Below are 26,518 nucleotides of genomic sequence, written 5' to 3'. Positions count from 1 at the left end.
ATCCACATTATGTTCTTGTATTAGGCATCAGTTATTGTATAAGTTGATTGATCACCTACAGGGAGGGTAGCAATGACAATATTCGTTGCACCATCAATGACAGACACTACACTATTTTCTTCGTTCGTTACGTGAATTTGATTATTATCGACGTTAACATCAACCATAGACGGTTGTTCTATGACTGGTACTATCCCAATTACAGCGTTTGTACCTGCATCAATGACGGAAACAGTGTCACTATTTTTATTAGCTACATAAATACGGTTGCTGGATAGATTAGCCCCTAAGTCAGTAGGCTGATCACCCACTCGCACTGTAGACATTACTGTATTTGTTAATCCATCAATAACAGAGACAGTATTTTTGAACTTGTTTGCTACATAAATACGATTAATATAGGGATGAACATCTAAATTAATTGGATGGGTTTCTACAGCAATTGTGGCTATAACAATATTTGTTGCACCATCAATGACGGAAACAGTATCTTGACCTGCATTTGTGATATAAACTCTATTTGTGTAGGGGTTAACTCCTACACCTGAAGGCTGATCACCAACTGGAATAATGCCAATAACTGTATTAGTTCCTGCATCAATAACTGAAACAGTATCATCACCTTTATTAGTTACATAAATACGATTAGTAGATGGATTTCCATTTACATTTGTTGGCTGACGACCTACATTTATAGTGGCAATAAAATCATTTGTTGATCCATCCATTACAGAAACCGTATTGTTATCCTCATTTATTGTATAAATTTGATTAGTAGATGACTTTCCTCTTGGAGATAAAAAATCACCTGCAACATGCACAACCTTTGCTTTTTTTCCCATTTAACTCAACTCTTTTCATAAATACTGTTAGGAAAATCGTTGAAAACATAAGGCACTTACCTTATGTACAAATATATGATGTTAAATTTATTTTATTATCTTAAATTTTTTAGGGAAAGGATATGACTATTTAGAGTGCACCTGAGATAGACATGTTGCTGTTTTATTTAAATGAAAATATAGGTGAATAAAAAATCGCTTCAATAACACAGGAAAACACTGGGGAATTGTTTCCTTTTAGGCCATTCCTGCATATGTTGTTATGAATACGACCTTATACAAAAGGAGCGATTAATATGAGTGATTCACCCAAAAGACCAGAGATTGTTCCAAATAAGCTAATGGACTTATTAGTAAATGACGTTTTTTCTAAACATGGCATAGATAAAGAACAGATCAAAGGAAATTTATCTGAAGAGAAGAAGCAAATGCTTAAAGAAATGGTTGAAGATTTGTCAAAACGAGTGGATGAGTTTGTAAAACAAACAAATGCTACCAACAAGAAAAAATGAATTATACCATTCATAAACGCCGTTAAATAGGCGTTTTTGTTGTTTTTTAAAATGGTTGCACTCAATGGTCAATTGGCCCAATCCTATTGATTGGTATGTTCATATATTAATACATACCATGAAAAAGGAGTGTTAGTTATGTCATCTAAAAAGTATTATTCTTACGATGTAAAGAAAAAATGCAAAAGCAAACATAAAAAAGATGATTCTAAGAAGCATTGTAAAGATGGCTGTAAAGTAGATCACTATGAAAGTGAATCTACAGAATATGATTACTATAATAGTCGTGAGAGTTTCGAAAGCAACGAGAGTTTCGAAAGTTTTAATGCAGAAGTAGTTCAAGATGCAGATCAACTTTCTTTAATCGATCAAGAATCAGACGAATTAATTTGGATTAAAGATTCTTGCGATATTAACGTCACTACAACAGATACTCAAGCAGCTATCGGTATTCAAGTGGCTATCCAAGTAGCCATCGCTATTGTAATCCGTATTGCCATCGGCGATACTGTTCAAAAAGATGGTGTGCTTCAAGACTTATTACAGCTATCTGAAATAGAGCAAACAAATAAACAAAAAATTTATATTGAGAATTCCAAAGATGTAGAAATTACAACGACTGATACAGACGTGGCTCTTAACGTTCAAGTACTGTTACAAGTATTAGTAGCTATTATTGTACTTGTCGATGTTCTTTAATTAAAAATTAAACGAGGTGAGAAAAATGGGTGAAAGAAAATGGAGAGCACTAGACCATTGTGAAAATAAACGGTTCAGTGGTAGAGACGTATGGCAAGAAGCTGATCAAATAGCAGCTACTGAACAAAAATCTTTTGAGAAAATTATTGTTAAAGATTCAGAAGGTGTTAGAGTACAAACAACAGATACTCAAATAGCAGCAACTATTCAAGTAGCTTTACAAATAGCTATTGCAGTAGTAGTTCGTATTACAATCGGTGATAATGTTCAAGGAAACAGCGTCGTTGAAGAACTAAAACAATTCGCTAGCATTAAACAAAAAAATTCTCAAAAAACAATTATTGAAAACTCTACAAATGTAAATGTTACAGCTACTGACACAGATATCGCTGTAAACCTTCAAGTACTATTACAAGTATTAATCGCTATCTTAGTTACATTAGACATCCTTTAATATGTAACTAACCTTCTGAGCGTAAAAACAAGGAAGGGAAATCATTTTAATCCTATATAGGAAAACAGAATAAAGAGGAATTTTTATTCTGTGAATGCATTTAGCTAAATTTATTCGTGCGTGTTTTAGTAAATAAAAGAAAGTAAAAAAGCCTTCGCGTTTGCAAAAGCGAAGACTTTTTTATTAAATAAAATTCAATAATATCCTTAATCCGAATAAGCAACTCCATTAAAACTTTCTGGTCCAACTCTCACAGTTCCTAGGATGTTACAAGTGATAAAAGCTGTGTAAATTAAAAGGTTAGAAGCTGGCTTTGGTACGTTAAAATCTGAAGCAGTAAACGTAAAAAGCTGTGGTCCTAAAAGATTAATATTCAACGCCTCCGACGAAGAGTAGACAACTGGGTCGTTAAAGGCAGTACCTCTTACAATAGTAATTGTAACAGTAGTTGCGACAGGGAGGAGTGGTAATTGGCAAGCTACAGTACCACTTAATTGAGTACGGATAGCACCTGTAGCACTTGTAACGTTGAGGCCAATTTGACCGAATAGACCTGGATTAGAGAGAAGTGTAATAGGGATAGAAATAGAGTTAGCAATACTAGCATTTTGAGATGTTCTAGAATCTAATAATATTGTCATGGTATTTTAAACCCCCTTTCTTTGTACTATTACTATATGAAAACTTGTCCCCCAGTGATTGGACAAACTAATTAATTTATAAGGTTAATTAAACTGTTCTCAATTAAATCAAGATACAATTAAGAATGCTTTTTTATAAAAAGCGTTTAGGTTTAAACCATACATATAGATCAATACACATAAACTGAAGGTATGAAAAACAATAAATAAGGTATCATGAAGCTGCAGCATAGTTAGCGTTCTTAAGGACGGAGGAATATAAATGAGGGATATTCAGATATTTTTAGTTGGTTATGTAAACTCAAGTTCGATAAAAAAGGCCGTGGACTCGTTACATTTTATCAATAACCGCATAAATGAAATTATAATCTTGGACATACCAGAGACTTTACTGCAATCAGGAATGACTTTTGAAGACACAAAGATACAATGTATAAACTTAATAAATAATGACCTAGGATTAACGTTAAATTATTACATTCACGGATTGTCGTGTGAATATGTTATGTTTTTGTATAGTTATGATTATTTGAATGATAATGTAATGAAGCACACATTAACTTTAAATGATAAAAAAGGTGCTATGACTTACGATTTTATAATTAATAATAAAGTTATAAAAAGACCGTTTCTCATAAAAACATCTTTTCTGAAGCAAAACCCTTTCTTATCTAAGAGTTATCTTCCATTTAAAGAATCAGTTCTTCCATCTTGGCTTTCACAAATAAATGAACTATCTATCCTTCCTTCACCCAATAAATTAGTTAATCAGGTATCTATAGATAAGACCAGTAGTCACCTTCAAAAATTGAATTTTATCGAAAAGTATCAGCAAAAATTAGAAACACAGAACATACCTCCTTCAATTACGGTTATGATAGCTAATTACAATATGGGTAATTACGTAGGAATAGCTATTAACTCGTGCATTCTACAAAGTAGCCTTCCAGAGCAAATACTAGTCGTTGATGATGGATCAAACGATCATTCCCTAGAGATTATAAAAAGTTTTAAAAACACACCAGGTTTTAGGTTTCTTAGTAAAGATAATGGTGGGAAAGCAAAGGCTCTTAATGCGGCTCTATCATATGTTGAAACAGAATTTGTCATGGAGTTAGATGCCGATGACTGGCTAGACCCAGATGCATTTTACACTATAAGAAGATGTTTAGAAAATTTAAAGGAAGATGTAGCTGTTCTCTACGGTAATTTAAGAGCATGGAAGCAGAATGGAGAAGAAAATATAAGGTATAAAGGGTTAAGGAAAGGACGAGCGATTCTCAATAGAAACGACCTTCTTTCTTATGTATTTCCCTTAGGACCTCGCATCTATCGCACGTCGACTTTAAAACAAAATAACGGGTTTCCTTTAATTGATTTTGAAGGAGGACGAATGTATGAGGATGTAAGTGTATTAAATGATCTAATAAAAACACATCGATTGTTATATAAGGATATGACAGTTTATAACGTCAGGGAACATCCGTTAAGTATCACGAAAAAAAATCACTCCAGTTGGAGTGATTTCTTAAAATACCTTGACTAGTTTACGCAACTGGTGAAATTTTAATTGAAGTAATTGATGGAAGAGCAATAGTTAAAGGAAGAGTAGTTCCGCCATATCCATATCCCACAGTTTGAAGGATTGTAATAAGGCCATTTGTTACAGCAGTGATAATTCCTTCAACAAAGCCATCTGCTAGTGCGATTTCGACTGGTGTACCAATACGCTTTGTTAATTCAGCTACTAAAGTACTTTCAAACATAGTATGACTCCTTCCTTAAAGTGATGATACTGTTTCAACTTTAGAAAGTGGGATATAGTTTAACGATCCGTCACTTTCGGCAACTGCCACGTAGTCTGATAAAACAGCAAGTAAAACACCTGTAATGGTTTCATTTGGTGTAGATAGTTGAACTGTTTGATTAACACGATTTTTTAAGTCGTTTCTAATCGGGGCTGAACCAGATGAAATTGGTAGTCCTGCTAATATGGAGAGAAGATTTCTTAAAAGATCACTAGCAGAAGTAGTAGTAGTACTTACAAGGCCCGTAGTAGTGTTTAAGATATCAGTTGTAGTCGTATTAACGGTATTTAAAAGGCCAGTTGTAGTTGTATTAACAGTATTTAAAAGATCTGTTACGACAGTAGTAGGATTAATAGTATTTAAGGCGTTAGTTACAGTAGTAGCAGGGTTGACAGCATTTAAAAGGTCTGTAGCAGAAGTAGTAGTTGTGTTGACTGTTTGAGGTAATGAAAGCAGGTTTTTTAACAACGCTGCTCTTGCTTCACTTGATAGTGCCAATAGAATTCATCCTTTCTTAAAGCAAAGTTTTTGCATTATTATCTATGTTTTATAATATGCTTATCCGATTTTAAGGTGCTCGGCGGTTTACCTAATTTACTTAAAAATCCGCCTTTCTTATACAGTAGCAAGAACTAAATAGTAATTAAGAGTGTTCTTTATATTTTAACGCTAGCTGTTCCATTACGTGTTTATGACTATTAATTACAATTTTGTTTTCTTCTTTTATAAAAGAAGCATATTTTTTGCTCCCCATATTTTCATGTATCCTTGATAACAAAAGGGGCTGAGGGATGTATTGTAAATCGAATATTTGAATGATTCGTAACCATAAGTCATAGTCATGAGTATAAAGAAGTGTCTCGTCAAAAAGACCCACATGGTCAAACACACTTTTGTGAATCATAATTGAGCAGCCGTTAATAATATTTCCTTTGCTTATTCTAGTGATAAGATCTAATTTATTTAACGTCTGAATACCTAAAGGCGGACTAATGATTCGTCCTCTATAATTGATGGCGTAGTAATTTGTGTGACTAAAAAAGGCATTATGAGTTTTCATCGATTCTAGTTGTATGGCGATTTTACGATGATCATAAATATCATCAGAACTAAGCCAACATATATAATCACCTGTTGCTTGCTGAATTCCTACATTTAAAGCACTCGCTGTGCCACCATTTTCTTTTATAATATAGATGATTTTATCTAAATAGGGAAGGATTTTATCCGTATGCTTAGTAGATCCATCATTTACTACTATAATTTCAATATTGGTGTAGGTCTGTTTAGTTAAACTATCTAGTGCATGATCGATATAAGAGCAATTAAAGAATGGCACAACAATAGATACTTTTGACATATTCACTTCTCCTTTCAAGAATTAAAAATCTGTGATTATGTTTTTAGGAAAAATAACAATTTTTAAATTTACATCGCATTTATTAACATATGTAAGACGGTTTACATATGAAATAGAAGTTTATTAATTCTACACGTAAAGGTGGAGAGGGAAAATGAATGTATTATTCGTGTTTTATGTTCCAAGTGGAGGAGTAGAAACGTTAAATCGTCAAAGGTGTAAAGCCCTTAAAAAGTACAACATTAATGCTCATTGCCTTTATTATGAAAATAGAAAGAAAAGCATAAATGACCATGGGACCCAAACGTTTGTAACGAATGAAGACCATGAAATTAAAAAAATACTTGATGAAGGAGATTATAGGCTCATTGTCATTGTCTCAGATTTTCAAGCTCTTCCTCGGTTTAGATCGCTTGGATATCAAGGGAAAATGATTATTGAAATACAAGGATACGGCCCAAAAAGTACAGCGAAATCTGCTCTTACAGATGCTATACCTCTTGTCACTAACTATGCTTCAGGATTTCTTAATCCCAAGACTCCTCATATCGTGCAATTACTAGATGAACTCTACCCCTCATTTCCAAAGTTTAGTTTCAACAATTGTTTTGATACTAATCAGTTCTCCTATAAAGCTGTACCTACTAGTCATCAGCCTAACGTCGCATGGATTGGGCGAATCGAAGATAACAAAAATTGGAGAGAGTTCTTAAAAATCGGTAGCGAATTAATCCATAATCACAATTCAAACATACGATTACATATGTTTGAAGACCCTACTCTAAGCGAAGCTAAGGAAAGAGGTCAATTTGAAAAATTAATTAAACAGTTAGATTTAGAAAAACATCTTTTTCTTCATGCAAACGTTCCGAATGATCAAATGGCCGTTTATTTTTCCATGATAGGGGAATCAGGCGGATTTTTATGCTCTACTTCAAAGGTAGAAGGAGCCCCATATTCTCTTCTTGAAGCGATGAGTTGTAAATGTCCGGTTTTAACCACTGACTCCGATGGCGTAAGAAGCTCAATTATTCATAATAAAACGGGGAAATACTATACATTAGGTGACGTTACCGAAGCTGTTAAAGAGGCAAAGGAGTTAATGACGGATTCTCAGTTAAGAGAAAAGATACGTAAAGATGCTTTTGAGCACGTAAAAGTAAATTTCAACCCAGATTTATACTGTGTGAATTTTATTTCAATGATTCAATCACTGGGACTAAACCTCAGTAAGTAAATAAAATACCAGATATTTTCTAGTATCTGGTATTTTATTTTTCTTGATTTTCTGTGTTAAGTTTTTCTGCTTGTTCGTAAAGCGACAAAAAATTAGTAACCATTTTGTTAAGGTCCCATTTATCTTGAGCCCACTCTTTTGTACAAGAAGCTAGCTGGTTTCGAAGTAAATCATTTGCAAGCAAATACTTTAATTGCTCATACAGTTCATAAATATTTCCTACAGAAGAGACTAGCCCGCTCCTTCCCACTTCAATCATTTCAGGTAATCCAGCTGTATCGCTAATAAGAACAGGAAGACCTGCAAGCTGGGCTTCCATAACAGAATAAGGCTGAGTATCGTGAATACTAGGGTGAACAAAGATATCGGCTTCTCTAAGGAAATGAAGAACATTATTCGAAGCACCTAAAAATCTAACTTTATCTTTTAGATCTAAGTTTGTGCATTGTTTTTCTAATGCCCCTTTAATTTCGCCTTCCCCCAGTATCCAGCATTCCCAATCCTCTCTCTCTTCTTTTAAGAGGGAAAGGGCATCTAAGAGGTGATGAATGCCTTTTAAATAGACGAGCCTTCCCATATAAAGGATAATTTTTCTACTCTGCTTAGGCCCGATAAATGGCCTTTCTATGGCATCCATATGGAACTTTTGGCTATTAATTCCATATGGGAAGGTAACAATTTTTTCTGAAGGAATAGAAAAATTATCTACGATATTATGAGACATCCATTCGGTTGGACTATGAATGAAATCACTTGCCTCATATCCTAACTTCTCAATTACCTGGTGATATTGATATTCAAATGTGGCCTCTATTTGTTTGTCTGTTTTATGAGGATGCATGGTTTTGAGTGTGAAAAAAATATCTTTTGACAGATTTCCAAGAGCACTAGTCACAAGTGGGGTATGAGGAGGTTTAACTCGATTTATAGCGTTTGCCGCTGTGACATCTAGCGCATGTATGAGGTCATATTGCTGAAGATTATAATATGCTGCCGAAAGCTCTAAGCTATAACGAAATAACTCAGTGTTGTATATCCAACTCTTCACTGGGAGTGAAGGAAGCTCAGTAAGCAATTTTTCTTCAATATAGGAGGAAAAAACTTTAATATCTATTTCTGGCTTTTGTCCAATGATTCGATATTTATTTAAATCAGGCGTCTGACTAAGGACATGAACTGTATGACCTGACTCTTTCAGTGACTGTTGGAGTGAGGAGACAAATGTCCAAACGCCTCCGGTATAGGGGAGTGGGTAATAGGAAACTAATAAAATCTTCATTTTATAATCATCCTTTAATTATTTTCTCTCTATTCAATAGGAAGAGGAGAAGAATAAGAATTTTCAACGTCTAAAGCACTTCATTTAGTATGAGAAAGAATTATACTTACAACCCCAGGATCAGGTATCTTATAATTGGTAGGTAAATTAGTTTTTATTTCATTTAAAAACTCAATTAGATGTTCATCAAATAACGAATCCTTATTATCCTTCATGTATGTCCCTTCTTTTCTCAAAATTGATATATGCTTAAATTTTTATTGTTTTGCAAATCCCTATTTATATAATATGTCCAAAATTTTTAATTGGCACGGACGAGTGCACGCTGATAGTAGATAAATATAATGACAAGTTTTGCAAATTTTTTTACAAAGTGTGTTTATTAAAGTTTCCATACAGATTTGTATGTAATAAACTTTACACATTTCCATGTAAAGTTTTTAGAGTGAAAGATAAACTTGTGTCCTAATAATGCGTTTCATTTATTAAATGAAAGTAACGAGTGGAATGCTTATAAAAGGAATAAATAGGGGGGGAAGGGTAATCATAGAAGAGTAAGCTCACCTAATCTTGCGAAGGGTGTGATTTTGACTTGCTGATATATTTTTGCAGCAGAGGGCGGTAATGAAACTCGATAGTTTTCATTTCTTCTCTCATCTCATTTTGGTATCTGCTGGTGCCCGAATGTTCATGAGAACGAAATTTTGTAAGTGCTTCATCATAATAATGGATTTCATAGCCATTAACAAGCATACGAAACCACATCTCATAATCCTGAGTATAGCGAAAATCCGGAGAAAAAATCCCAATTTCATCAAAGATTTTCTTTTTTATAAGAATGGTACAACCGTTGATAGCATTATACGTTAAGTAGGCGTTATACACTTCTTCTAAACTGGAGAAACGTTTACAGCACCAAGGTATTAAAACTTCATTATCTTTATTAATGTAGTCAAAGTTAGTAAAGCTGGCATCTATGTTCTTTTGCGTCATAAAGTTTAGCTGTTTAGAAATTTTTTCAGGAACAAAATAATCATCTGAGCTTAACCAAGCTATATACTCTCCTGTAGCAACGAATAAACCAGTATTTATTGCAGTAGCCGTTCCACCGTTTTCTTTTCTTATATAAACAATTTTATCTTTAAATGACTCTATCTTCGCAGTGTGGGACGTTGAACCATCGTCTACCACAACTACTTCGATATTTTCATAAGTTTGGTTTAAGGCACTTTCGATCGCTTGATCGACAAAGGCACAGTTGTAAAAAGGAATAATTATTGATACTTTTGGACCCATTGTTTCCCCTCCGAAAAAAATTTTTAATAGCATAAGTGAAACGTAGTCTAAATTACGACTTTTGCAGGTGAATAAAAGGTGAAGATGATCATTTTAAGTTTATTAATGAAAGCACACTCTTGATTAGAATATGCATAAACCTCCTTAAGTGACATGCTTTCTCAGAAACTTCATTTACATAAAACATTCGATTTTATAAGAGAATGGTTACTTTTACGCGCTTGAATTTTGATTCTCCATAAAGGTAAAGGGGAAGGGATTCTAACGATAGAAAGGTTCTTTAACGATAAAATTCAATAATGTCTTGGATAGTAGATTCTAATGTTATAGTTGGTTGCCAACCCAATTCAGTTAGTGCTGTAGGGTTTAAAGTAACAAAAGTATTTAACGGACTTGTATCATCTACTTTCACTTGAAACTTGATAGAAGTTATCTTTTTGAAGATATTTATAACATCTTGTAAAGAATGATTTTTTCCGGAGGAGACATTGTACGAACGCCCATTCTCTCCTTTTCTAAGTAGAAAATCATAGGCTCTAACGGCATCTCGTACGTCTAAGAAGTCAAAATGATTATTTAAGTTACTGACCCTCAGATATTGTTCTTCCCCTGCTTTCTCCATATCTATAATTTTTTTAGCGAAAATGGAACAAACTCCTTTAGAGAAGCCAGGACCTATAAGATTTGATGGTTGAGCGATAACAACATTCATATTGTATTGATTTGACCAAAATTGCGAAATGAGGGTTTGAATGGTCTTACTCAGACCATAGGGGTGATTAAACGTGGCTGGAACCGTTGGATCAAACTGAAGAGCAGAACCTACAATAACAGCTTTACAAGAAGGCATCTCTTTTCTAAGAGCATCGAGTAAGTATGCTGTAGCCATTGCATTTACTTCTAGAGATTGAATGGGATTATCCCAGGATAATCCCACAGCGTTTTGACCTGCCAAATGAAGGAGGTAGTCCGGCTTGGTTATTGAAATTAACTCCTTTACTGACTCATTATTAGATAGATTGCATGTTCTGCATTTAATTTGCTTATTAGAAAATGAATTCATGTTTGTGATAGCTACGACGTCAAACTCTAATCTTGAAAAATAATCACATGCGTGAAGTCCAGTAAATCCACTAGCACCGGTAATTAGTAACGTAGGTTTCTTATCCACTAACGACACCCCACTCTGAATAATAATCTAATAAATAAAACTTATTATAGATGTATGCTTAAAAAGCTAAATATTTCATCTAATGCTCAACAAGACACGATCCTAAAACATAGGGTAAAAATACAGGCAGAGGTCTATAGCATTACCAAATTCCATGAATACCTATATAGAGAGACTTTTAGAACGTGAATGCTATGGGAAGAGGAGAGAACATAATGAAAATACTGCTTGCTACATTTTGGGAAGTTCCCCATGTAGGTGGAGTTTGGAATTATATGCAGCAATTAAAGCAAGAACTTGAAGGGTTAGGTCATGAAGTAGATTTACTTGGACATGGACTTGGAAATAAATCAGTTCATATTGTTAATAAAAATATAGAGGTAATTAAAGATGAACTATCATTAGTAGAAGAATTGGAACAACATGAGAAAAATACTCCTATTCTATATAAAGATCCAGTAGTGAAATTTTATGAAAAAGAACGTATTGGTTATACAAGAGGTGTTTCTCGGTTAAATATCAACCAATATGATTTAATTCACACACAAGACGTTGTAGCAACTGCGTGTATTCGTTCCTTAAAGAGTGTAAAAACGCCGGTGGTAGCAACTATACATGGTTGTGTTGCTCACGAGTTAAATCGCTACATCAAAGACATTTTGAAGGCTCCTACAGCTGATATAGCTACTAAATATTTTAATGAACTTGAACATACAGGTGCTATGGCTGCTGATTGTACTATAGTTGCAAATCATTGGTTAAAGGAAATTTTAATTCAGGAATTTAGGGTTAATGAGCATCAACTTAAAGTGTTTCATTACGGATATGATATAGATTCTTTTTTAAAGCGAATGCAAACACCATCTAAGGTTCATCCACCAGTTGGTCAACAAGTAATTATTTATACAGGGAGATTAGCTGAAATTAAAGGTATTCATCATCTATTAAAGGCTCTCAGTGAACTCAAAAAAATTAAGAAAGGCTGGGTCTGCTGGGTCGTTGGAGATGGAGATCAAAAAGCTGAGTTGAAGGCTCAGAGTAGAGCGCTCGGTTTAGGTAAGAGGGTTTTATTTTTAGGTAATAGAAACGATGTGCCTTCTTTACTCTCTCTTGCTAACATTTTTGTTTTGCCAAGTCTTATAGAGAATCAACCTTTATCAGTTATTGAAGCTCAGATTGCTAAAAAACCAGTAATAGTAAGTGACGCAGGGGGATTACCTGAAATGGTTCAGCATGGATCCACAGGATTAATTTTCCCGGCAGGTGATGCCACATCGTTATGTGAAAATCTTTATAATTTGCTAATAGATCCAGCATATAGAGGCATGTTAGGAGCCAATGCACAAGAATGGGCTTTAAAACATTGGGATCAGAAAGATGCAGTTCAAAAAGTTCTAGATGTTTATAAAGAGGTGCTTTCACATAAGAGTGAAATGTAAATATATCGAAAAGGAAGCTAAATGTCTTTTTTGGAAATGATTGGGTAGGTAGCTTATACAGGAGCCCTATAGGTGACATATACTATTAAAACTTTAAAGAGGAGAGAATAGTATATGAAGGCTGTAGTAACTGGTGGGGCGGGATTTATTGGTTCCCATCTTGTAGAAGAGCTCATTAGACAAGGCTTTAATGTCCACATAATTGATAACTTAATTTCTGGAAAGTATGATAATATACACCCTCTTGCTACTTTTCATATAGAAGATATATGTAGTGATCAAGCCAAACAAATCATTCTAGATGAAAAGCCTGACGTAGTCTTTCACTTAGCTGCTCAGGCAGATGTTTCACGATCTATCCAATCGCCTCAATATGACGCAGATGTGAACATAAAAGGAACTATAAATTTGCTGGAAGCCTGTAGAGATGCTTCGGTAGGTAAGTTTATATTTGCCTCTACTTCAGCTGTATATGGAAATCTACAAAAGGACTTAATTACTGAACAAGATGCAACTGTGCCAGCTTCTTATTACGGTCTGTCGAAACTAGCTGCTGAATCGTATATACGTCTATTTCATTATTTGTATAATTTACCATATACAATTCTTCGATACGGAAATGTATATGGGCCACGGCAAACGCCAAAAGGAGAAGGCGGAGTAGTAGCAGTTTTTTTAGAAAGGTTGAGCAAAGGGCTTTCATTTAATATTCATGGTGATGGGGAACAGACACGTGATTTTATATATGTAAAAGATATTGTTCAAGCTAATATTGCAGCAATTAAAAAAGGGAACCAAGAGGTTGTTCATGCCAGTACTACAAACAAAACTTCAGTGAACGATTTATTAAAAAACCTTGAGTATATTCATGGTTCTAATATTGATGTTGTTTATACAGAAGGAAGACCTGGGGATATCAAACATAGTTGTCTCGACAGTGAGAAAGCACAAAAGCTATTAGAATGGTCTTCAAGAGTATCTGTTTTAGAGGGGTTAAAGGAAACATATACTTTCTCTAGAAAAAAAGCTTAGTATTTAAGCTTTTCTACATTTCTTAACTAGTTGTCTATTTTATTAACTATATGCTCATTAGCCCTAACATTTTAGGATAGGCCTGCATTTAATATTGTATAGCCTTGTACAATAAGACCCTTTAAGGAGCAACCCATATGAAACTAGAAGATTTAAAAGGGGCATATAGCGCCATTTTTAGTTTAGGCGATTTATGTTTGACATCTCTTCAACTGAGAGACAATAACTTAAGAAAATTTGCGGGGATTTTAGATTGGGTATCCTCACCGGATTTGAAAAAGGTAAACATGCTTTTGAAAGATCAGTTTGCTGACTTTTTAAACCCGGATAATTTAAGGATAATCCAGTACGTATCTGATTGGGATTTATTAGTGTGGGATGAAATTTATAATATAGGGTTTAACCACGATTTTAAGACTGATAAAAATACACTTTCTCACTTAGGAGGATACGGGGAGGTTAAAGAGAAGTACGATAGAAGAATTCACCGGTTTTTAGAGAATTTATCTACTGGCCAGCGTATTCTGTTTATTAGAACGGAAGCTAATCGTGAAGAAGCTGCAGAGCTTGAGAGCATTTTATCTACTATGATTGAAAGTGACTTTAGCATTCTAATTATTAATCATACGGATGTGAATGATTTAGTTGAAAAAGAATGGTCGCTAAATAAAGTTTGTGCTATTGAATTACCCAATCAAGATAAATGGAACGCAAATAATCATTATTGGAAAAGGATACTTGATGGTGTTTCCCTTTTATAAGTACGTTAGCTTTCCCTTTAATGTATTTATAAAAGGTTATGTTTTTCAAATGACATCTTTAGGAGATTTGAATGGGAAGAAAACCTCCACCATACTTATTTGGTGTATGTACTCACTTGCCTCTTGAAGCTTATTTAATATTTTCTATACATATAATCTCTATACAATACTAATGGACAAGTTGTATTAATTGAAATGGATACAGTGCAAAAAACTTTTCCTTGCGAAGGTTAAGGTGCTTTTCGAGGTGCCTATATAAAAGTCAATGTTAAAAAAACTAATTTGTTAACCGGATAAGGGGGGAAAGGATATGGATAATAAACAAATAGAGTTGAAACAAGGATACGATATAACTGGAAAGCAACGTTATCGAATTATAACAGGAGCATTTATTGATAAGATTATAGCAGAACAAGTTGCAAAGGAAATAAAAGAACGCTACGGTCTTACTGTATACGTGATACCTGAGCACATTGAATAATCTCTAATGTAACTTTATTTTCATTTTACTATAAATTAGAATAAGAATAGACAGCTAAGCTATTTTTATAGAAATAGTCTAGCTGTCTATTCTTGTAGAAGTATACAATGAATTTTATTATCTGTTTCCCATAATACAATAAAGGAGAAATCATTTTTAGTGCTTCTCATTTTATCATGTTTTTCTTTTACTCATAGTTAGTGCTATTTATTTTGACATCCACTCTTTCAGCTCCATTAACATCTGTTGGTAACTAGGAGTTGGATAACAAAGATCTGTCCGAGTACTAATAATAGTACGATCCAATATTACATCCTGATTAGGAATAATTTTGACATCATCTTTTTTAAAGATATCTTTAATTAATTCTAGTAATGCAAACTTTGATATTTTTTTCGGTGAGTGCAAATGATAGAGTCCGGAAGTATTATTTTCTAAGAAGAAGTCAATCGATTTAGCTAATTCTAATGTTGTTACTCCATTCCATAATGCTTTTTTATAACCCTTAATGGTACCCTTTTGTTTCATAAACCAAAGAAATAAGCCAATGCCATTCTCCTTTAACTCAGGTCCTATTATAGAGGTGCGGATTGTTAAATGTTTTTCGTCAATAATTTCACCAAGCTGTTTAGATTGAGCATATACAGAGGTACCATCCGGAACATCATGTTCTGTATAATCTCCTCTTGCCCCTGAAAAAACACAATCTGTACTGATATGAATTAATTTTCCTTGATGACGTTCAACAAATTTGGCCAACTGATGTGGGAGTAGGCTGTTTACCTGAAAAGCACGCATCGGATTATGACTAGCGTGTTCATTTAAAATTCCGATACAATTAATGAGGACATGGGGCTTAATAGATTCTATAGTCTCTTCAACATGCTTAAAGTCAGTTACATCCAAGTAAATAGCATCTTTATCTTTCGGGTCTCTTGATGTACAGAAAACATCATGATTTGTATGCTGTATAAAATATTTAGTAATTACATGCCCTGCCATTCCTTTTCCACCAAGAATTAGTACTTTCATTTAGATAAACCCGCCTTTCAGCAACATCTCTCTAATTTCCTCTTTACTAATCACTTGTTTACTTGAATCATATTTTTCTAAGTTTACTTGAGCATAGTTTGAATAATATTCTTTTAAGCCTTTAATATAAATTGGAGGTAGAATCACATAATACTCATCATCATAAGTAACAGTTGTTGCGCTTTCATATTCGGATAACAGAAGCTCGTGAATTTTTTCTCCAGGTCTTATACCTAATATTTCAATTTCAATCTTGTCTTTTCCAGAAGCTTCTATTAGTACATTTGCTAAGTCAATAATTCGACAAGTAGGCATTTTCATGACGAATATTTCCCCACCTAGACTTTCAAATGTGGCTTTAAAAACCAGCTTTATCGCATCCTCTAATGTTAAAAAGAAACGAGTCATCCCAGGGTCAGTAATACCGATTTTCCCTTTTTCTTGAATTTGTTTCTTGAATACATGAATAACGCTTCCGTTAGTTCCTAGAACGTTTCCTCCACGTATACAAACAAATTTAGTTTTAGTATTTAATGTGTTAGCGTGAATGATTAATCTTTCCCCCATTGCTTTTGATAAACCGTAAAAATTAGCTGGATTTGACGCTTTATCAGTGGAAATATAAACTACTCTATCTACATCACAGCTTATTGCTGCGTCTATTACATTTTGAGTACCATGTACGTTGGTTTTTAAGGCTTCGATTGGTTGATCTTCACATACAGGAACATGTTTTAAAGCAGCTAAGTGAAAGATATAATTTACGCCCTGACACGCTTCAATTAGTGCTTCTCTTTCCTTAATGTCTCCAATAATGAAATTTAACTTAGGATGATTATCAAATTCTTGCTTCATAGTAAATTGATTTGATTCATTCCTTGAAAAAACACGTATTTCTTTAGGGTTATGTGTTAGTAATTGTTTAACAAGTTCATACCCCCAAGAACCTGTGCCACCTGTTACTAAAATTGTCTTATTATTAAACACCTTTCATTCCTCCTAGTACCACTTTAATTACTTTGTCTGAAACATCTACATGACCATATCCTTCAGGGTACGACCAATTTTTTAATTGGTTCACCATTACATGAACACAGGTTACGATTTGGTTAGCATCTATTCCTGACAGCATGTTACTTCCACACTGAATGGTTTCTGGTCTTTCAGTTGTTTTGCGAATAGTTACCGTAGGAATATGAAACAAACAGCATTCTTCCTGAACTGTTCCGCTGTCTGTTAAGACACAAAAAGCATTCTTTTCTAGATTTACAAAATCAAAAAAACCAAAAGGTTCATGGTATTCTACTAATGGATGGACTTCTAGCAGTGGAATATTTTCTATCCGGGATTTAGTACGAGGATGAATACTGCATATTATTCTCTTTTGGTAAAATTCAGCTACCATATTAATACCTTTCATGATTTCCAACAGTCGATCTTCATGATCTACATTTTCCGCACGATGGGCTGTAACTAGAAAATAGTCACTTTTTTCTAAGGATAGTTCATTAAGAATGTTGCTGTTTTCAATGGAAGATTCATAATGTTTTAAAACCTCGTTAATTGGATTTCCAGAAGTAATAATACGATTTGAGGGAATACCTTCTTTAATTAAATTTTCTTTACTTTGAGGAGTATAGGGGAGGTTAAAGCTCGATATTGCATCAATAATTCGACGATTCTTTTCTTCTGGCACTTCTAAATCAAAACAACGGTTTCCGGCCTCCATATGAATGACTGATATACCCATTCTTTCTGCTAGAATTGCGCTTAAACCACTATTAGTATCGCCTAATATTAAAACTTTGTCCGGCTTTTCTTTTAAAAATAGCTGTTCGAGCTCTTTATACATCTTCGATAACTGTTCACCTAATGAGAGCTGCTGATTAGCCAATATATAGTCTGGTTTGCGTATGTTTAACTCTTGAAAAAATACCTCACTTAATGAAGGAGTGAAATTTTGTCCTGTATGCACTAAAACGTGCTGTGAAGCATATTCATCTAACTTTTTAATAATGAGGCTTAAACGTATAATTTCGGGCCTTGTACCCAAAATAGTCATAACTTTCATTCTTTACACACCCTATCCACCTTATTTATAAGCATAATTACCCTCTCCTAACTCGCATTCGGCCCCTTATTTATTAAAATATGCTTTTCCTTTTTTCTTGCTATAGGCTAATCTATTAATCTTCCCAATAAAAAGTGATAAGTCTAAAATGATAAGCCCTCCTCTTTAATTTAATAAGAATGATGGCTGCTTTTTTTGTGGTTCAATGTTTAAATCTTTCTCTGTAAGTTCTCTCCTAGAGGCTAAAATCTTATATTTTAGGCCGTCGAGTACGAATATTTAAAGAGTAAATACAGGGGTTCGAAAATCAGAAAAGACCTTGCTTCCTTTTTAAAAAGAAACAAGGTCTTTGATGCTTAATTTTATTCTTATTACATAAAATTGTATGAAAATAGTTGTGGAAATTAAGCCCAAAAATTAGTTAGACTTAATCCATTTAGCACATAGTCCCAAACAGCTTCATCATTTGGGTTGTCTAGAGGTACTTGAACTGAACAAATTCCATCAATTGTCCAGTTCATATCTATTACGCCTTTTAATCCGTCTAAAGGTTGAAGTAGTAGTATATTGAATGGACCTTTTACTAATTCCGATAATGTGGTTTTTAATTCTATCGCTTCTTCTGGAGTAGCTGCTCCCCATCTAATAAATAAAACAGAAGGGCTATTCTCAATTTTTTCAAAAAATCTCGTGATACGTTGATTAAGCTTCTCTTTATAAGAAGGATACATTACAGTCCAGTCTACATTTGGAATGATTGGGAAATCATGAACAGAAATAATGTTGTAATGCATATCGTGAATAAAATGAGCATTAACTGGTTCTGTTCCACCTTCTTCAGGGAAAATTGCGACACCGTCATCAAGAAAATGAGCATATCCATCAGTTCGCTGTAGATTTTCAAGGTCCATAAATCCACTAAATTTATTCTTTAACAACCTACTGACATCAGCAATTGAATTAGATATCATCCAGTCTAGAGGGAATGAAAATCTTCTCCAATTGTGTCTTCTTAAATTAAGGGAGGGACCACACCAACTACCTAGCCCTAGCATTAAGTCATAAGATCCTTTAATATCCTGTAAATTCAATATAATCATCCCTTTTTATTTAGCAATCCTATTATAGTAAATGCTAAACCTTGTACATTTGATTGGACAAAGTAACTATATATTTATAAGAAAGTCTTAGTTAAAAAGACACTGGGACTGAATAGGATAGATTTCCACGTGGCGCCCATCTAGTGACGTAGTAATATTCCATCTAGAACATAGTCCCAAGTCGAAACATTATTTGGATCGTGTGGTACACTGACCATACATACATTATTAATTTCCCAGTCAACTTCGGTAGGAGTCTGTATACCGTCTACGGGATTAAGGATAAGTATTCTAATCTGCGCTTTTGTAAGAGAGGATAAGATTTTTTGTAATTCAGTTGCTTCCTCATATTTAGCTCCCCACCTTATAAACAAAATTGATTTACTGCTCATCATCTTTTTCATAAACCTGTTAACTCTGTAATCAAGGTTTTTTTTGAATTTTGGATACATATCGGTCCAATCTTTATTAGGCACTATAGCAAAATCATGAGCTGAGAAGATATTGTAATAAGTGTCCTGTATAATATAAGATTTAGTTGATTTATATAGATTTTGATGAGGAAATCTAAGCATTTTATCATTAAAATATACATAATCTCCGCTGTCATCTACTAAACTCATATTCTCAATCTGCATAAATCCATTAAACTTATTCTGAAGTAGTCTATTTACATCTGAAAGATACGGAGAATAGCTCCAGTCAAGTGGACTTGAGGTAAAACTTCTCAAATTTAATCGATTCAGTTGTAGTGCAGGATTACAAGCACTACCTAAGCTAATGATTAAATCATATTGCCCTTTAACATCCTGTAAATTCACATTAATTCTCCTATTATTTAAATTTTTATATACACATATTTGATTGGTAGATTTACTTAGAAGACATACATGTACATGGTTATTCAGTAAGTTGCTCTTATAATATAAAAAGCACTGATAATCGGGGTTTCAGCGCTTTTTATACCCTTTATAGACCTGTGTTAAATAAAATTGTTAACACCCGCAATAGATGAATTCTTTAAAGTTTAATGCTAGCGAACTGCTCGATTTGCATTAATTCTTCCATAAGTCCAGTATAATCCTGTACCTGGTACTACATCGCACGTGGATTGAATAGTATTTCTAATTTGGAGATTGGTTTTTCCCTGAGCTGCTAGCAAGGCTGCAAGTCCTGAAACATGAGGGGCAGCCATAGAAGTACCGCTTAGATATGCGTAATAGCTGCCTATATAAGTAGACAAAATTGTTGAACCTGGAGCAGCAACATCTACCCAAGTGCCAAAATTGGAAAAATCAGATTTTTGATCATTGCTATCTGTAGAGGCCACAGCGATTACATTTTGATAAGCAGCTGGGTATGTTGGGGTACTAGAAGCTTCGTTTCCGGCTGCAGCTATAACTACTACTCCTTGGCTCCAAGCGTAATTCACGGCATTCTCTAAAGTGATTGAACTTTGAGTTGAACCTAGGCTCAAATTAATAACTTTTGCTCCTGCATTTGTTGAATAGGTAATTGCATTTGCAATATTACTCAATAGACCATTTCCACTGTTGTCAAGAGCACGAACGGGTATTATTGATGCTGACGGAGCCATTCCTGCAATGCCTAAACCATTCTCTGTAAGGGCTGCAGCTATGCCTGCTACGTGAGTTCCGTGTCCATTACCGTCGTTAGGAACTAGATTTCCATCTACAAAATTATAGCCAGGCCAAAGCTTAATAGATAGTTCAGGATGATTTAACTGAATTCCCGTGTCTACAATAGCAATTTTTATATTTCCATTACTAGTAGTAACATCCCAAGCATCTGGGGCTTGTACCTTCTGAGGACCATATTGATAAGGAAAAAAGGGGTCATTCGGGGTATATGAAGCTTTAAATGTATAATCTGGTTCTGCGTATTCTACTTCAGTTAATTCACTATAGCGTTTAATTAAGTCATTAATCTTTTTTTTAGAATGTAAGACCTGGAAATCAAGATCTTTGTTGTGATATATCAGTGTACATTTATTCTTACGATGAATATTTACTTGGTTTTCAAAGCACACATTCTTTTTGAACTTTACAATGATTTGGCTTGAGTTCTGAAAATCATCAGCTGTAAATTCCTTAGTACTAGCGTTGATACGGCGCTTAAATAGTGGTGATGCCTTTTTTATTGAAATGGTTCTTAGGTTTTTGACTGATTGTTGTTTTAAAATCTTAATAATATATTTCACTGCATAAAACAACAGGATAACAACAGAAACTGATAAAGTAGTAGCTAATAAATTAAGCATTTGTTCCCTCCTGGAAATCGCACTCTTTATAGAGTATTCACGATTTATTAAAAGGGTTTGGACAGAGTCTTTATTTAAACAAATAATTGTGTATTTTAAGAGAGTTATTAAAAGTGAAAAGTTATCCTATCTGTCATATTACTAATTTATCTTTAGATAATGAGTGTTATGTCTCGCTTTAAAGCACCAAATTTGTAATTAGAAAGAAAGCCACTAGTATATCTAGTGGCTTAGTCTTTAAAAATCGCTAAATTCTTCGAGATCATCGTCATCTGAAGGTCCAGAAACGTGTTCTAAATCTGCAATTTTGCCTTCTTTAATGCCCTGATTTACAGGTTGTTCTACGTCATCTTGTGTATGAGAAAAGCCATTAGCCAAAATTATACGACAGGCATTGTTATTTATTCAGATGATGACACGCTGCGTATGAATGAGCAAATGAAGGCTTTAAAGGTGTGTGCAAAGGTGTACTGCAGAAAGTAGATGAGACTGGGAGTATTTATTTAAAATGATATCATTTTAAATAAAATAAATGTGATTGAAACATGCAATATGTCCTACACGTATACCAGCAAAATTCCCAAAACTTACTGGATTATACGAAACAGGACTCTATTATTTTAAATATACAACGCGCTTGCCAAGCTTTTATTGATTTAGCGATGCTCATTGTAGCTGAAGAACGTTTGGGTCTTCCAAAAACGAGCAGAGAAGCTTTTGATATGTAGGAGTCTCAATCTATTATTACAAGCGAGATTGTTTATAGAATGAAAGCTATGGTAGGTTTCAAAAATATTGCTGTTCACGATTATCAAGCCATTAATCAAGATATTCTTCAGCAAATTTTGGACAAACATTTAAGTGATTTTACTATCTATACAAAGCAAATTCTTTATTATGGGCTTTGGAAAGGCATTGGTAAATATAAGGTGTATAGAAACTTACATATTATGTAATTAAGTTTGTGTTAGAACCTTTAGGCCTACAATCTTCGTTTTTGTTCTAAATGAATAGTTATATCTCTTAAAGTTGTATCTAATATATATTTAGACAGTAGGGAAGCATACTTTCAAGCTTCCCTACTAAATGCTTGTCCTAATTTAAATAATTAAGCTGTTTGCAGACCTTGGATTTCTTCAGCGTCTAAAACAATCACTCCTGCTGAAGTAGCGAAATAAGCTAAAGATCTTGCCTCATCGAAGCTTGAAAAAATAACGTTATTAATTTGAGTACCGCTTAAAAGTACACTTGCAATCGGTGTGCCAGGATCAAGAATTCTCAAAACCTCTGGAATCATACGCGGTGTCCCCCCTTGCTATACCAAATTAAATACAGATCATATGAATCTATATTTAATTTATTATATGTAAGTTTTAAGCAAAGGCTTGTACTATTTAATCATTTTCATTTAATCTTTTTTTGTGATTGAAAATAAGGACTTTAAGAGGGAATTGTTATATGAAATCTCTTTTAAGTCCTTACATATAATGGAATTTCCACACTAGCTAAAACTTCATACCGCCATCTATTACAATTATCCTTGAAGAAATTATCTCAGTGTTTGTAAATCCGATTCCTACGTTATAAGCATGAGTAGCTATTTCAGAATTAGGGTTCTTACTGGCTGTTTCTGCTGGGGGATTAATACTTACACTTCTTTTCTTCTTTTTTTGTGGGAAGGACTTGTCTACATAATACATACCATTTTTAAAATTATACTTCATATAATATGTTTGTATTTTAATCACCTTTTCTATACCCCTTATATTTTAGAGGGATTTTGCGAAATATTATTAGAATGGTTTTTTCTTCACTTCTCTTCAAAACTGAACTTTTTTTATTTTAGCATTTTTATTTCTTCTTCCACATTCTTTAACAATTACACCGTCTTGGTTCGCATTTTGTCCACCATGTTTAGCAACCTGACCGCCCTGATTAGCATTTTGACTGTGGTTACCACTAATCTGTCCTCCAGTTTCTGCATGGTTATAAATATAAATGCTAATATAGGTGCAGTTTTTTTCTCTTTTTTTCTTTTTGTTTTTTGAGCTGCAATTAGATTTTTTATTATGATGATAATTATTCCTTTCTATTGCGATCACCTCTTTTCTGATAAGTTAGGGAGAAGACGTGAGTAAATTCACTTTTACTCATTAATAGTGTATTCATAGGTAGACAAGCTGCAATATGAAAAAGCCTATATTCGGTAAAAAGAGCCTTTCATATTAGGTCTAGTGGCTGTTGTGATACGAGAGTAAGTACATTTAAATGTACAAGGGGTGTTTTTATTGTTAAAAGATCTAATTGGACGAACATTTCCTTCCTAAGGAAACTACGACTTCTAAAACAGCCTGTTATAAAAGCCAAGGGGGTTTAGGGGTTATATGTAATAGTAAAGCTCTTTTTCATAGATTTGGATAAATTTTTTAAGGTGAAAGATTTTTATGTGTGATATACAGGCCATTGTATTGAAGAGATTTCTATACTATATAGGGTTTAAATATAGAAAGAACTATTGCTGCTTTTTTTCGTCAATAGTTCTTTCTATATTAAATATTCAGTTGTATAGGTTGAGGCTTGATTGAATTTTGAGTAATTAACAAGATGGTGGGATGCTTTGAGGGAAATGAAATAAATTTTCAGGATCATATTTAGCCTTTATTTCTCGAAGTCTTGCGAAGTTTGACCCATAATATGCTTTTCCGAACTTTTCAATATTTTGGTCTGGAACATTAACATAGGACCCTTTTACATATGGTTTCATTAGTTGACGTACTTTTTCAACTGATGCAAGATTGGAAGCTTCTTGGGATTTATTTTCCCAACTAGATGTCCATTCTGTATAAAACAATGGACGGCGCCAAAAGAAGGCTGTTTCATTACTTGGTACTCTGCTTAGAGCACCACCCCAATTTATAAAAAAGAAATTGGCTTCTGTACCAGTAGCTTCTTCTAAAAACTTTTTCATAAATGAAATAGGCTCTTCGGACCACAGATCAAGTCCCCAAGCTGATGAAAATTTAACACTCTGATCGGATCTGCCAGGGATTGGTTCGTCAGGGTCTAAGAAATCTATAGCATCTGGATAGGACAATGTTTCTATAACTGTTTGTGTTGGGGTTCCAGCATTTAGTAAAGGCTTTAACAATTTAGTCAGTTCTTTTTTTGAACCTAAGAAAATCCCTTCTGCATGACACAAACCATTTACTTTGCTGTAAATCTCAAGTATGCACCCTAATCGTTCGTCTACAAATGGTGCCCATTCTTGCCAAGTTTTAAATACTGTTTCTAATTGATCCCATGGCCAAATAATATTGAAGACGGTTGCAGTTTTAGGGGCACGGTGAACTTTAAACGTGTATTCGGTATTATATCCAAAGTTCCCACCGCCACCACCTCTAGAAGCCCAAAATAAGTCCTTATTGCAAGATTGGTCTGCTTGAAGAATATGGCCTTTGGCATCTACTGTTTCCAGGGCAAGAAGGTTATCGCTTATAAGGCCAATTGATCGTGAGACTACTCCAAATCCTCCTCCCATCGTAATTCCTCCAATTCCAACAGTGGGGCTATCTCCAAACGGAGCCATAAAGCCTTCTCGAGCTAGCATCTTTACAAGTGGACCCACGTGAATTCCTGTTTGAACCGTTGCAATCTCACTTTTTTTATCAAGGCAAACTCTATTCATGTCACTTACATCAATAACAATTCCGCCATTTACTACTGAAAGGTTCTTATCTAAAGCATGGCGTCCGCTTCTGACACGTAAAGGTACTTTATTTTCCTGAGCCCATTTAATAGCATTACTGACATCGTAAGAATTTTGTGCAAAAACAAAGACAAGAGGACAGACATCAACATAAGGGTTCCAGTTCTTAATCGCTTGTTGATAGCCAGGATCTCCCTTAAAGATGACTCGTCCTGTTAACGGTGTTGACATGTATTTCACTCCCAATAAAGGTTAGATTTCTAATATTAGTATATGTGAAAATAGGACAAACTCTTGGGTGAGTTATCTAGTAACTAAAAAATATATGCCAAGGTTGTTAAAGGTATTGTTTGTAATAAATATGTTTTAGAAAAGAAATTTTTATTATTAGAAAGGTTATGGATTAAGAAAAAAGAGGTTGCACCTATTTAGACATGATAAAAATTATTGAACTGAATGATTCTAATTTCTTTGAATGAATTACGTTAATTGAAGATTATGCGATTTAAGGAATTATACTAAGTTTATTTCTATCTGCGTCAATATATTAAGTTAGAAAAATTTCTATGATATTGGACGAGCGTACAAGCTTGTCCTTAGGTTTATACATATAATAAGTAAATGAATATTGAAAAGAGGGACAAAAATGATGCCAAGATGTATACCTGATGTTCCACGTTGTATGCCTAAGATACCGCATTGTCTACCTAAAGTGCCAAACTGTATGCCTAAGATACCAAACTGTGTACCTGACGTTCCAAATTGTGTACCTAATATACCTTGTACTTCTAAAGACTAATCGTTTTTATTTTTTATAGAATAGAGCAATAGTTAATTTAAAGCAAAAAGATTAATCTTTTTGCTTTTTTCTTGTTTCAACATATATTCTGAAGGGTATGGTACTTTAATTAAGTCTCGTTTAAGCTATGGAACACTATTTCATCAAATCTCTTATTTTGGGTTGAGTTATAAATTTTACAACTGAAATATAATTGTTACCAATTCAGGTAGGAGATCAAAATACAACTAAAATAAAAAATAAAAAACTATTGATTTTTAAAAATAAGTGAATTATAATAATAAAGCGTCGTTAAGAGAGAAAGTGTTGATAACGATTTTTAAAAAAGTTATTGACATTTGTTTAATGGATTGTTATGATATTAAAGTCGCTCAAGGGCGGCGCTTGAACTTTGAAAACTGAACAAAGCGACAAACGTCAACGTTAATTTTTATTTTTTAAATTGAGCAAGTCAAACATTTCTTCGGAGAGTTTGATCCTGGCTCAGGATGAACGCTGGCGGCGTGCCTAATACATG

At 33.9% G+C, this 26,518-nt stretch carries 27 protein-coding genes and 1 pseudogene; 10 read left to right on the top strand and 18 right to left on the bottom strand.

Annotated features, from left to right (window positions below; genetic code table 11):
• Positions 1–20: 20 nt before the first annotated feature.
• Positions 21–842, bottom strand: coding sequence for a beta-propeller fold lactonase family protein (locus tag ACH0CI_RS25685; protein WP_098112985.1), 822 nt, complete (start codon positions 840–842; stop codon positions 21–23).
• A 296-nt stretch (positions 843–1,138) separates the two neighbouring features.
• On the opposite strand from ACH0CI_RS25685, the gene ACH0CI_RS25680 reads away from it, so the two are divergent.
• The 3 genes from ACH0CI_RS25680 (at position 1,139) to ACH0CI_RS25670 (ending at position 2,507) form a co-directional block, all read left to right on the top strand.
• Positions 1,139–1,354, top strand: a complete 216-nt coding sequence (locus ACH0CI_RS25680) for a spore coat protein (protein WP_048022222.1) — start codon at positions 1,139–1,141, stop codon at positions 1,352–1,354.
• Between the two features lie 138 nt (positions 1,355–1,492).
• Positions 1,493–2,053, top strand: a complete 561-nt coding sequence (locus ACH0CI_RS25675; protein WP_048022224.1) for a spore coat protein — start codon at positions 1,493–1,495, stop codon at positions 2,051–2,053.
• 25 nt (positions 2,054–2,078) lie between these two features.
• Positions 2,079–2,507, top strand: coding sequence for a spore coat protein (locus ACH0CI_RS25670; protein WP_014462117.1), 429 nt, complete (start codon positions 2,079–2,081; stop codon positions 2,505–2,507).
• Positions 2,508–2,713: 206 nt separating this feature from the next.
• On the opposite strand, the gene ACH0CI_RS25665 is transcribed toward ACH0CI_RS25670, so the two are convergent.
• Positions 2,714–3,148 carry a hypothetical protein gene (locus ACH0CI_RS25665; RefSeq protein WP_014462118.1) on the bottom strand — a complete coding sequence of 145 codons (435 nt, stop codon included), beginning with the start codon at positions 3,146–3,148 and terminating at the stop codon, positions 2,714–2,716.
• 262 nt (positions 3,149–3,410) lie between these two features.
• On the opposite strand from ACH0CI_RS25665, the gene ACH0CI_RS25660 reads away from it, so the two are divergent.
• Entirely contained in the window at positions 3,411–4,694 is a 1,284-nt protein-coding gene (locus ACH0CI_RS25660; RefSeq protein ID WP_098112986.1) for a glycosyltransferase family 2 protein, read from the top strand.
• A gap of 1 nt (position 4,695) precedes the next feature.
• On the opposite strand, the gene ACH0CI_RS25655 is transcribed toward ACH0CI_RS25660, so the two are convergent.
• The 3 genes from ACH0CI_RS25655 to ACH0CI_RS25645 all read right to left on the bottom strand — a co-directional run bounded on the left by ACH0CI_RS25655 (position 4,696) and on the right by ACH0CI_RS25645 (position 6,316).
• The gene (locus ACH0CI_RS25655) at positions 4,696–4,914 is read right to left on the bottom strand and encodes a hypothetical protein (protein ID WP_014462120.1); all 219 of its coding nucleotides are present in this window, start codon (positions 4,912–4,914) and stop codon (positions 4,696–4,698) included.
• 15 nt (positions 4,915–4,929) lie between these two features.
• A complete protein-coding gene (locus ACH0CI_RS25650) occupies positions 4,930–5,454 on the bottom strand; it encodes a hypothetical protein (protein WP_014462121.1) in 525 nt (174 codons plus the stop codon).
• 145 nt (positions 5,455–5,599) lie between these two features.
• A complete protein-coding gene (locus ACH0CI_RS25645; RefSeq protein WP_205827165.1) occupies positions 5,600–6,316 on the bottom strand; it encodes a glycosyltransferase family 2 protein in 717 nt (238 codons plus the stop codon).
• A gap of 154 nt (positions 6,317–6,470) precedes the next feature.
• Here ACH0CI_RS25645 and ACH0CI_RS25640 point away from each other — a divergent pair, with 154 nt between their 5' ends.
• Positions 6,471–7,553 carry a glycosyltransferase family 4 protein gene (locus ACH0CI_RS25640; RefSeq protein WP_406902432.1) on the top strand — a complete coding sequence of 361 codons (1,083 nt, stop codon included), beginning with the start codon at positions 6,471–6,473 and terminating at the stop codon, positions 7,551–7,553.
• A gap of 34 nt (positions 7,554–7,587) precedes the next feature.
• Here ACH0CI_RS25640 and ACH0CI_RS25635 read toward each other — a convergent pair whose 3' ends face one another.
• The 3 genes from ACH0CI_RS25635 to ACH0CI_RS25625 all read right to left on the bottom strand — a co-directional run bounded on the left by ACH0CI_RS25635 (position 7,588) and on the right by ACH0CI_RS25625 (position 11,299).
• Positions 7,588–8,832, bottom strand: coding sequence for a glycosyltransferase family 4 protein (locus ACH0CI_RS25635; protein WP_226556549.1), 1,245 nt, complete (start codon positions 8,830–8,832; stop codon positions 7,588–7,590).
• A gap of 564 nt (positions 8,833–9,396) precedes the next feature.
• Positions 9,397–10,128 (bottom strand): glycosyltransferase, encoded by a 732-nt coding sequence (locus ACH0CI_RS25630; RefSeq protein ID WP_098112989.1) that lies wholly within the window; start codon positions 10,126–10,128, stop codon positions 9,397–9,399.
• A 280-nt stretch (positions 10,129–10,408) separates the two neighbouring features.
• Entirely contained in the window at positions 10,409–11,299 is an 891-nt protein-coding gene (locus tag ACH0CI_RS25625; protein ID WP_226556550.1) for an NAD-dependent epimerase/dehydratase family protein, read from the bottom strand.
• Between the two features lie 215 nt (positions 11,300–11,514).
• Here ACH0CI_RS25625 and ACH0CI_RS25620 point away from each other — a divergent pair, with 215 nt between their 5' ends.
• The 4 genes from ACH0CI_RS25620 (at position 11,515) to ACH0CI_RS25605 (ending at position 15,012) form a co-directional block, all read left to right on the top strand.
• Positions 11,515–12,738 carry a glycosyltransferase family 4 protein gene (locus tag ACH0CI_RS25620; protein WP_098112991.1) on the top strand — a complete coding sequence of 408 codons (1,224 nt, stop codon included), beginning with the start codon at positions 11,515–11,517 and terminating at the stop codon, positions 12,736–12,738.
• Between the two features lie 114 nt (positions 12,739–12,852).
• Positions 12,853–13,770: an NAD-dependent epimerase/dehydratase family protein gene (locus tag ACH0CI_RS25615; protein ID WP_098112992.1), complete on the top strand. Its 918-nt coding sequence runs from the start codon at positions 12,853–12,855 to the stop codon at positions 13,768–13,770.
• 137 nt (positions 13,771–13,907) lie between these two features.
• Positions 13,908–14,531 carry a DUF1796 family putative cysteine peptidase gene (locus ACH0CI_RS25610; protein WP_048022238.1) on the top strand — a complete coding sequence of 208 codons (624 nt, stop codon included), beginning with the start codon at positions 13,908–13,910 and terminating at the stop codon, positions 14,529–14,531.
• 310 nt (positions 14,532–14,841) lie between these two features.
• Positions 14,842–15,012, top strand: a complete 171-nt coding sequence (locus tag ACH0CI_RS25605) for an SPOR domain-containing protein (protein ID WP_165574265.1) — start codon at positions 14,842–14,844, stop codon at positions 15,010–15,012.
• Between the two features lie 207 nt (positions 15,013–15,219).
• Here the strand turns inward: ACH0CI_RS25605 and ACH0CI_RS25600 are convergent, their stop codons facing one another.
• The 6 genes from ACH0CI_RS25600 to ACH0CI_RS25575 all read right to left on the bottom strand — a co-directional run bounded on the left by ACH0CI_RS25600 (position 15,220) and on the right by ACH0CI_RS25575 (position 21,496).
• On the bottom strand, positions 15,220–16,044 hold the full coding sequence (locus ACH0CI_RS25600) for a dTDP-4-dehydrorhamnose reductase family protein (protein WP_048022240.1): 825 nt from the start codon (positions 16,042–16,044) through the stop codon (positions 15,220–15,222).
• Complete coding sequence (locus tag ACH0CI_RS25595) at positions 16,045–17,031, bottom strand: polysaccharide biosynthesis protein (protein ID WP_048022242.1); 987 nt, start codon at positions 17,029–17,031, stop codon at positions 16,045–16,047.
• Entirely contained in the window at positions 17,024–18,115 is a 1,092-nt protein-coding gene (gene wecB / locus ACH0CI_RS25590) for a non-hydrolyzing UDP-N-acetylglucosamine 2-epimerase (RefSeq protein ID WP_098112994.1), read from the bottom strand. The genes ACH0CI_RS25595 and wecB overlap by 8 nt, the downstream gene beginning before the upstream one ends.
• Before the next feature lie 404 nt (positions 18,116–18,519).
• Positions 18,520–19,215 carry a DUF1796 family putative cysteine peptidase gene (locus tag ACH0CI_RS25585; RefSeq protein WP_098112995.1) on the bottom strand — a complete coding sequence of 232 codons (696 nt, stop codon included), beginning with the start codon at positions 19,213–19,215 and terminating at the stop codon, positions 18,520–18,522.
• Between the two features lie 140 nt (positions 19,216–19,355).
• On the bottom strand, positions 19,356–20,036 hold the full coding sequence (locus ACH0CI_RS25580; RefSeq protein WP_226556551.1) for a DUF1796 family putative cysteine peptidase: 681 nt from the start codon (positions 20,034–20,036) through the stop codon (positions 19,356–19,358).
• A gap of 212 nt (positions 20,037–20,248) precedes the next feature.
• Positions 20,249–21,496: a S8 family peptidase gene (locus tag ACH0CI_RS25575; RefSeq protein ID WP_098112996.1), complete on the bottom strand. Its 1,248-nt coding sequence runs from the start codon at positions 21,494–21,496 to the stop codon at positions 20,249–20,251.
• Positions 21,497–22,048: 552 nt separating this feature from the next.
• On the opposite strand from ACH0CI_RS25575, the pseudogene hepT reads away from it, so the two are divergent.
• Positions 22,049–22,452 (top strand): annotated as a pseudogene (gene hepT, locus ACH0CI_RS25570) (type VII toxin-antitoxin system HepT family RNase toxin).
• A 152-nt stretch (positions 22,453–22,604) separates the two neighbouring features.
• Here the strand turns inward: hepT and ACH0CI_RS25565 are convergent.
• The 4 genes from ACH0CI_RS25565 to ACH0CI_RS25550 form a co-directional block, all read right to left on the bottom strand.
• Positions 22,605–22,793, bottom strand: coding sequence for a hypothetical protein (locus ACH0CI_RS25565; RefSeq protein WP_014462141.1), 189 nt, complete (start codon positions 22,791–22,793; stop codon positions 22,605–22,607).
• Positions 22,794–23,001: 208 nt separating this feature from the next.
• The gene (locus ACH0CI_RS25560; protein ID WP_406902431.1) at positions 23,002–23,244 is read right to left on the bottom strand and encodes a hypothetical protein; all 243 of its coding nucleotides are present in this window, start codon (positions 23,242–23,244) and stop codon (positions 23,002–23,004) included.
• Between the two features lie 72 nt (positions 23,245–23,316).
• Positions 23,317–23,598, bottom strand: coding sequence for a hypothetical protein (locus ACH0CI_RS25555; RefSeq protein ID WP_226556553.1), 282 nt, complete (start codon positions 23,596–23,598; stop codon positions 23,317–23,319).
• A 494-nt stretch (positions 23,599–24,092) separates the two neighbouring features.
• Complete coding sequence (locus ACH0CI_RS25550; RefSeq protein ID WP_048022250.1) at positions 24,093–25,433, bottom strand: FAD-binding oxidoreductase; 1,341 nt, start codon at positions 25,431–25,433, stop codon at positions 24,093–24,095.
• Between the last annotated feature and the right edge of the window lie 1,085 nt (positions 25,434–26,518).

Origin of the sequence: Priestia sp. 179-F W1.4 NHS, from assembly GCF_045369295.1 — a bacterium.
In the GTDB taxonomy this organism is placed as follows: domain Bacteria; phylum Bacillota; class Bacilli; order Bacillales; family Bacillaceae_H; genus Priestia; species Priestia zanthoxyli.
This window is presented reverse-complemented; position numbering and strand designations above follow the sequence as displayed.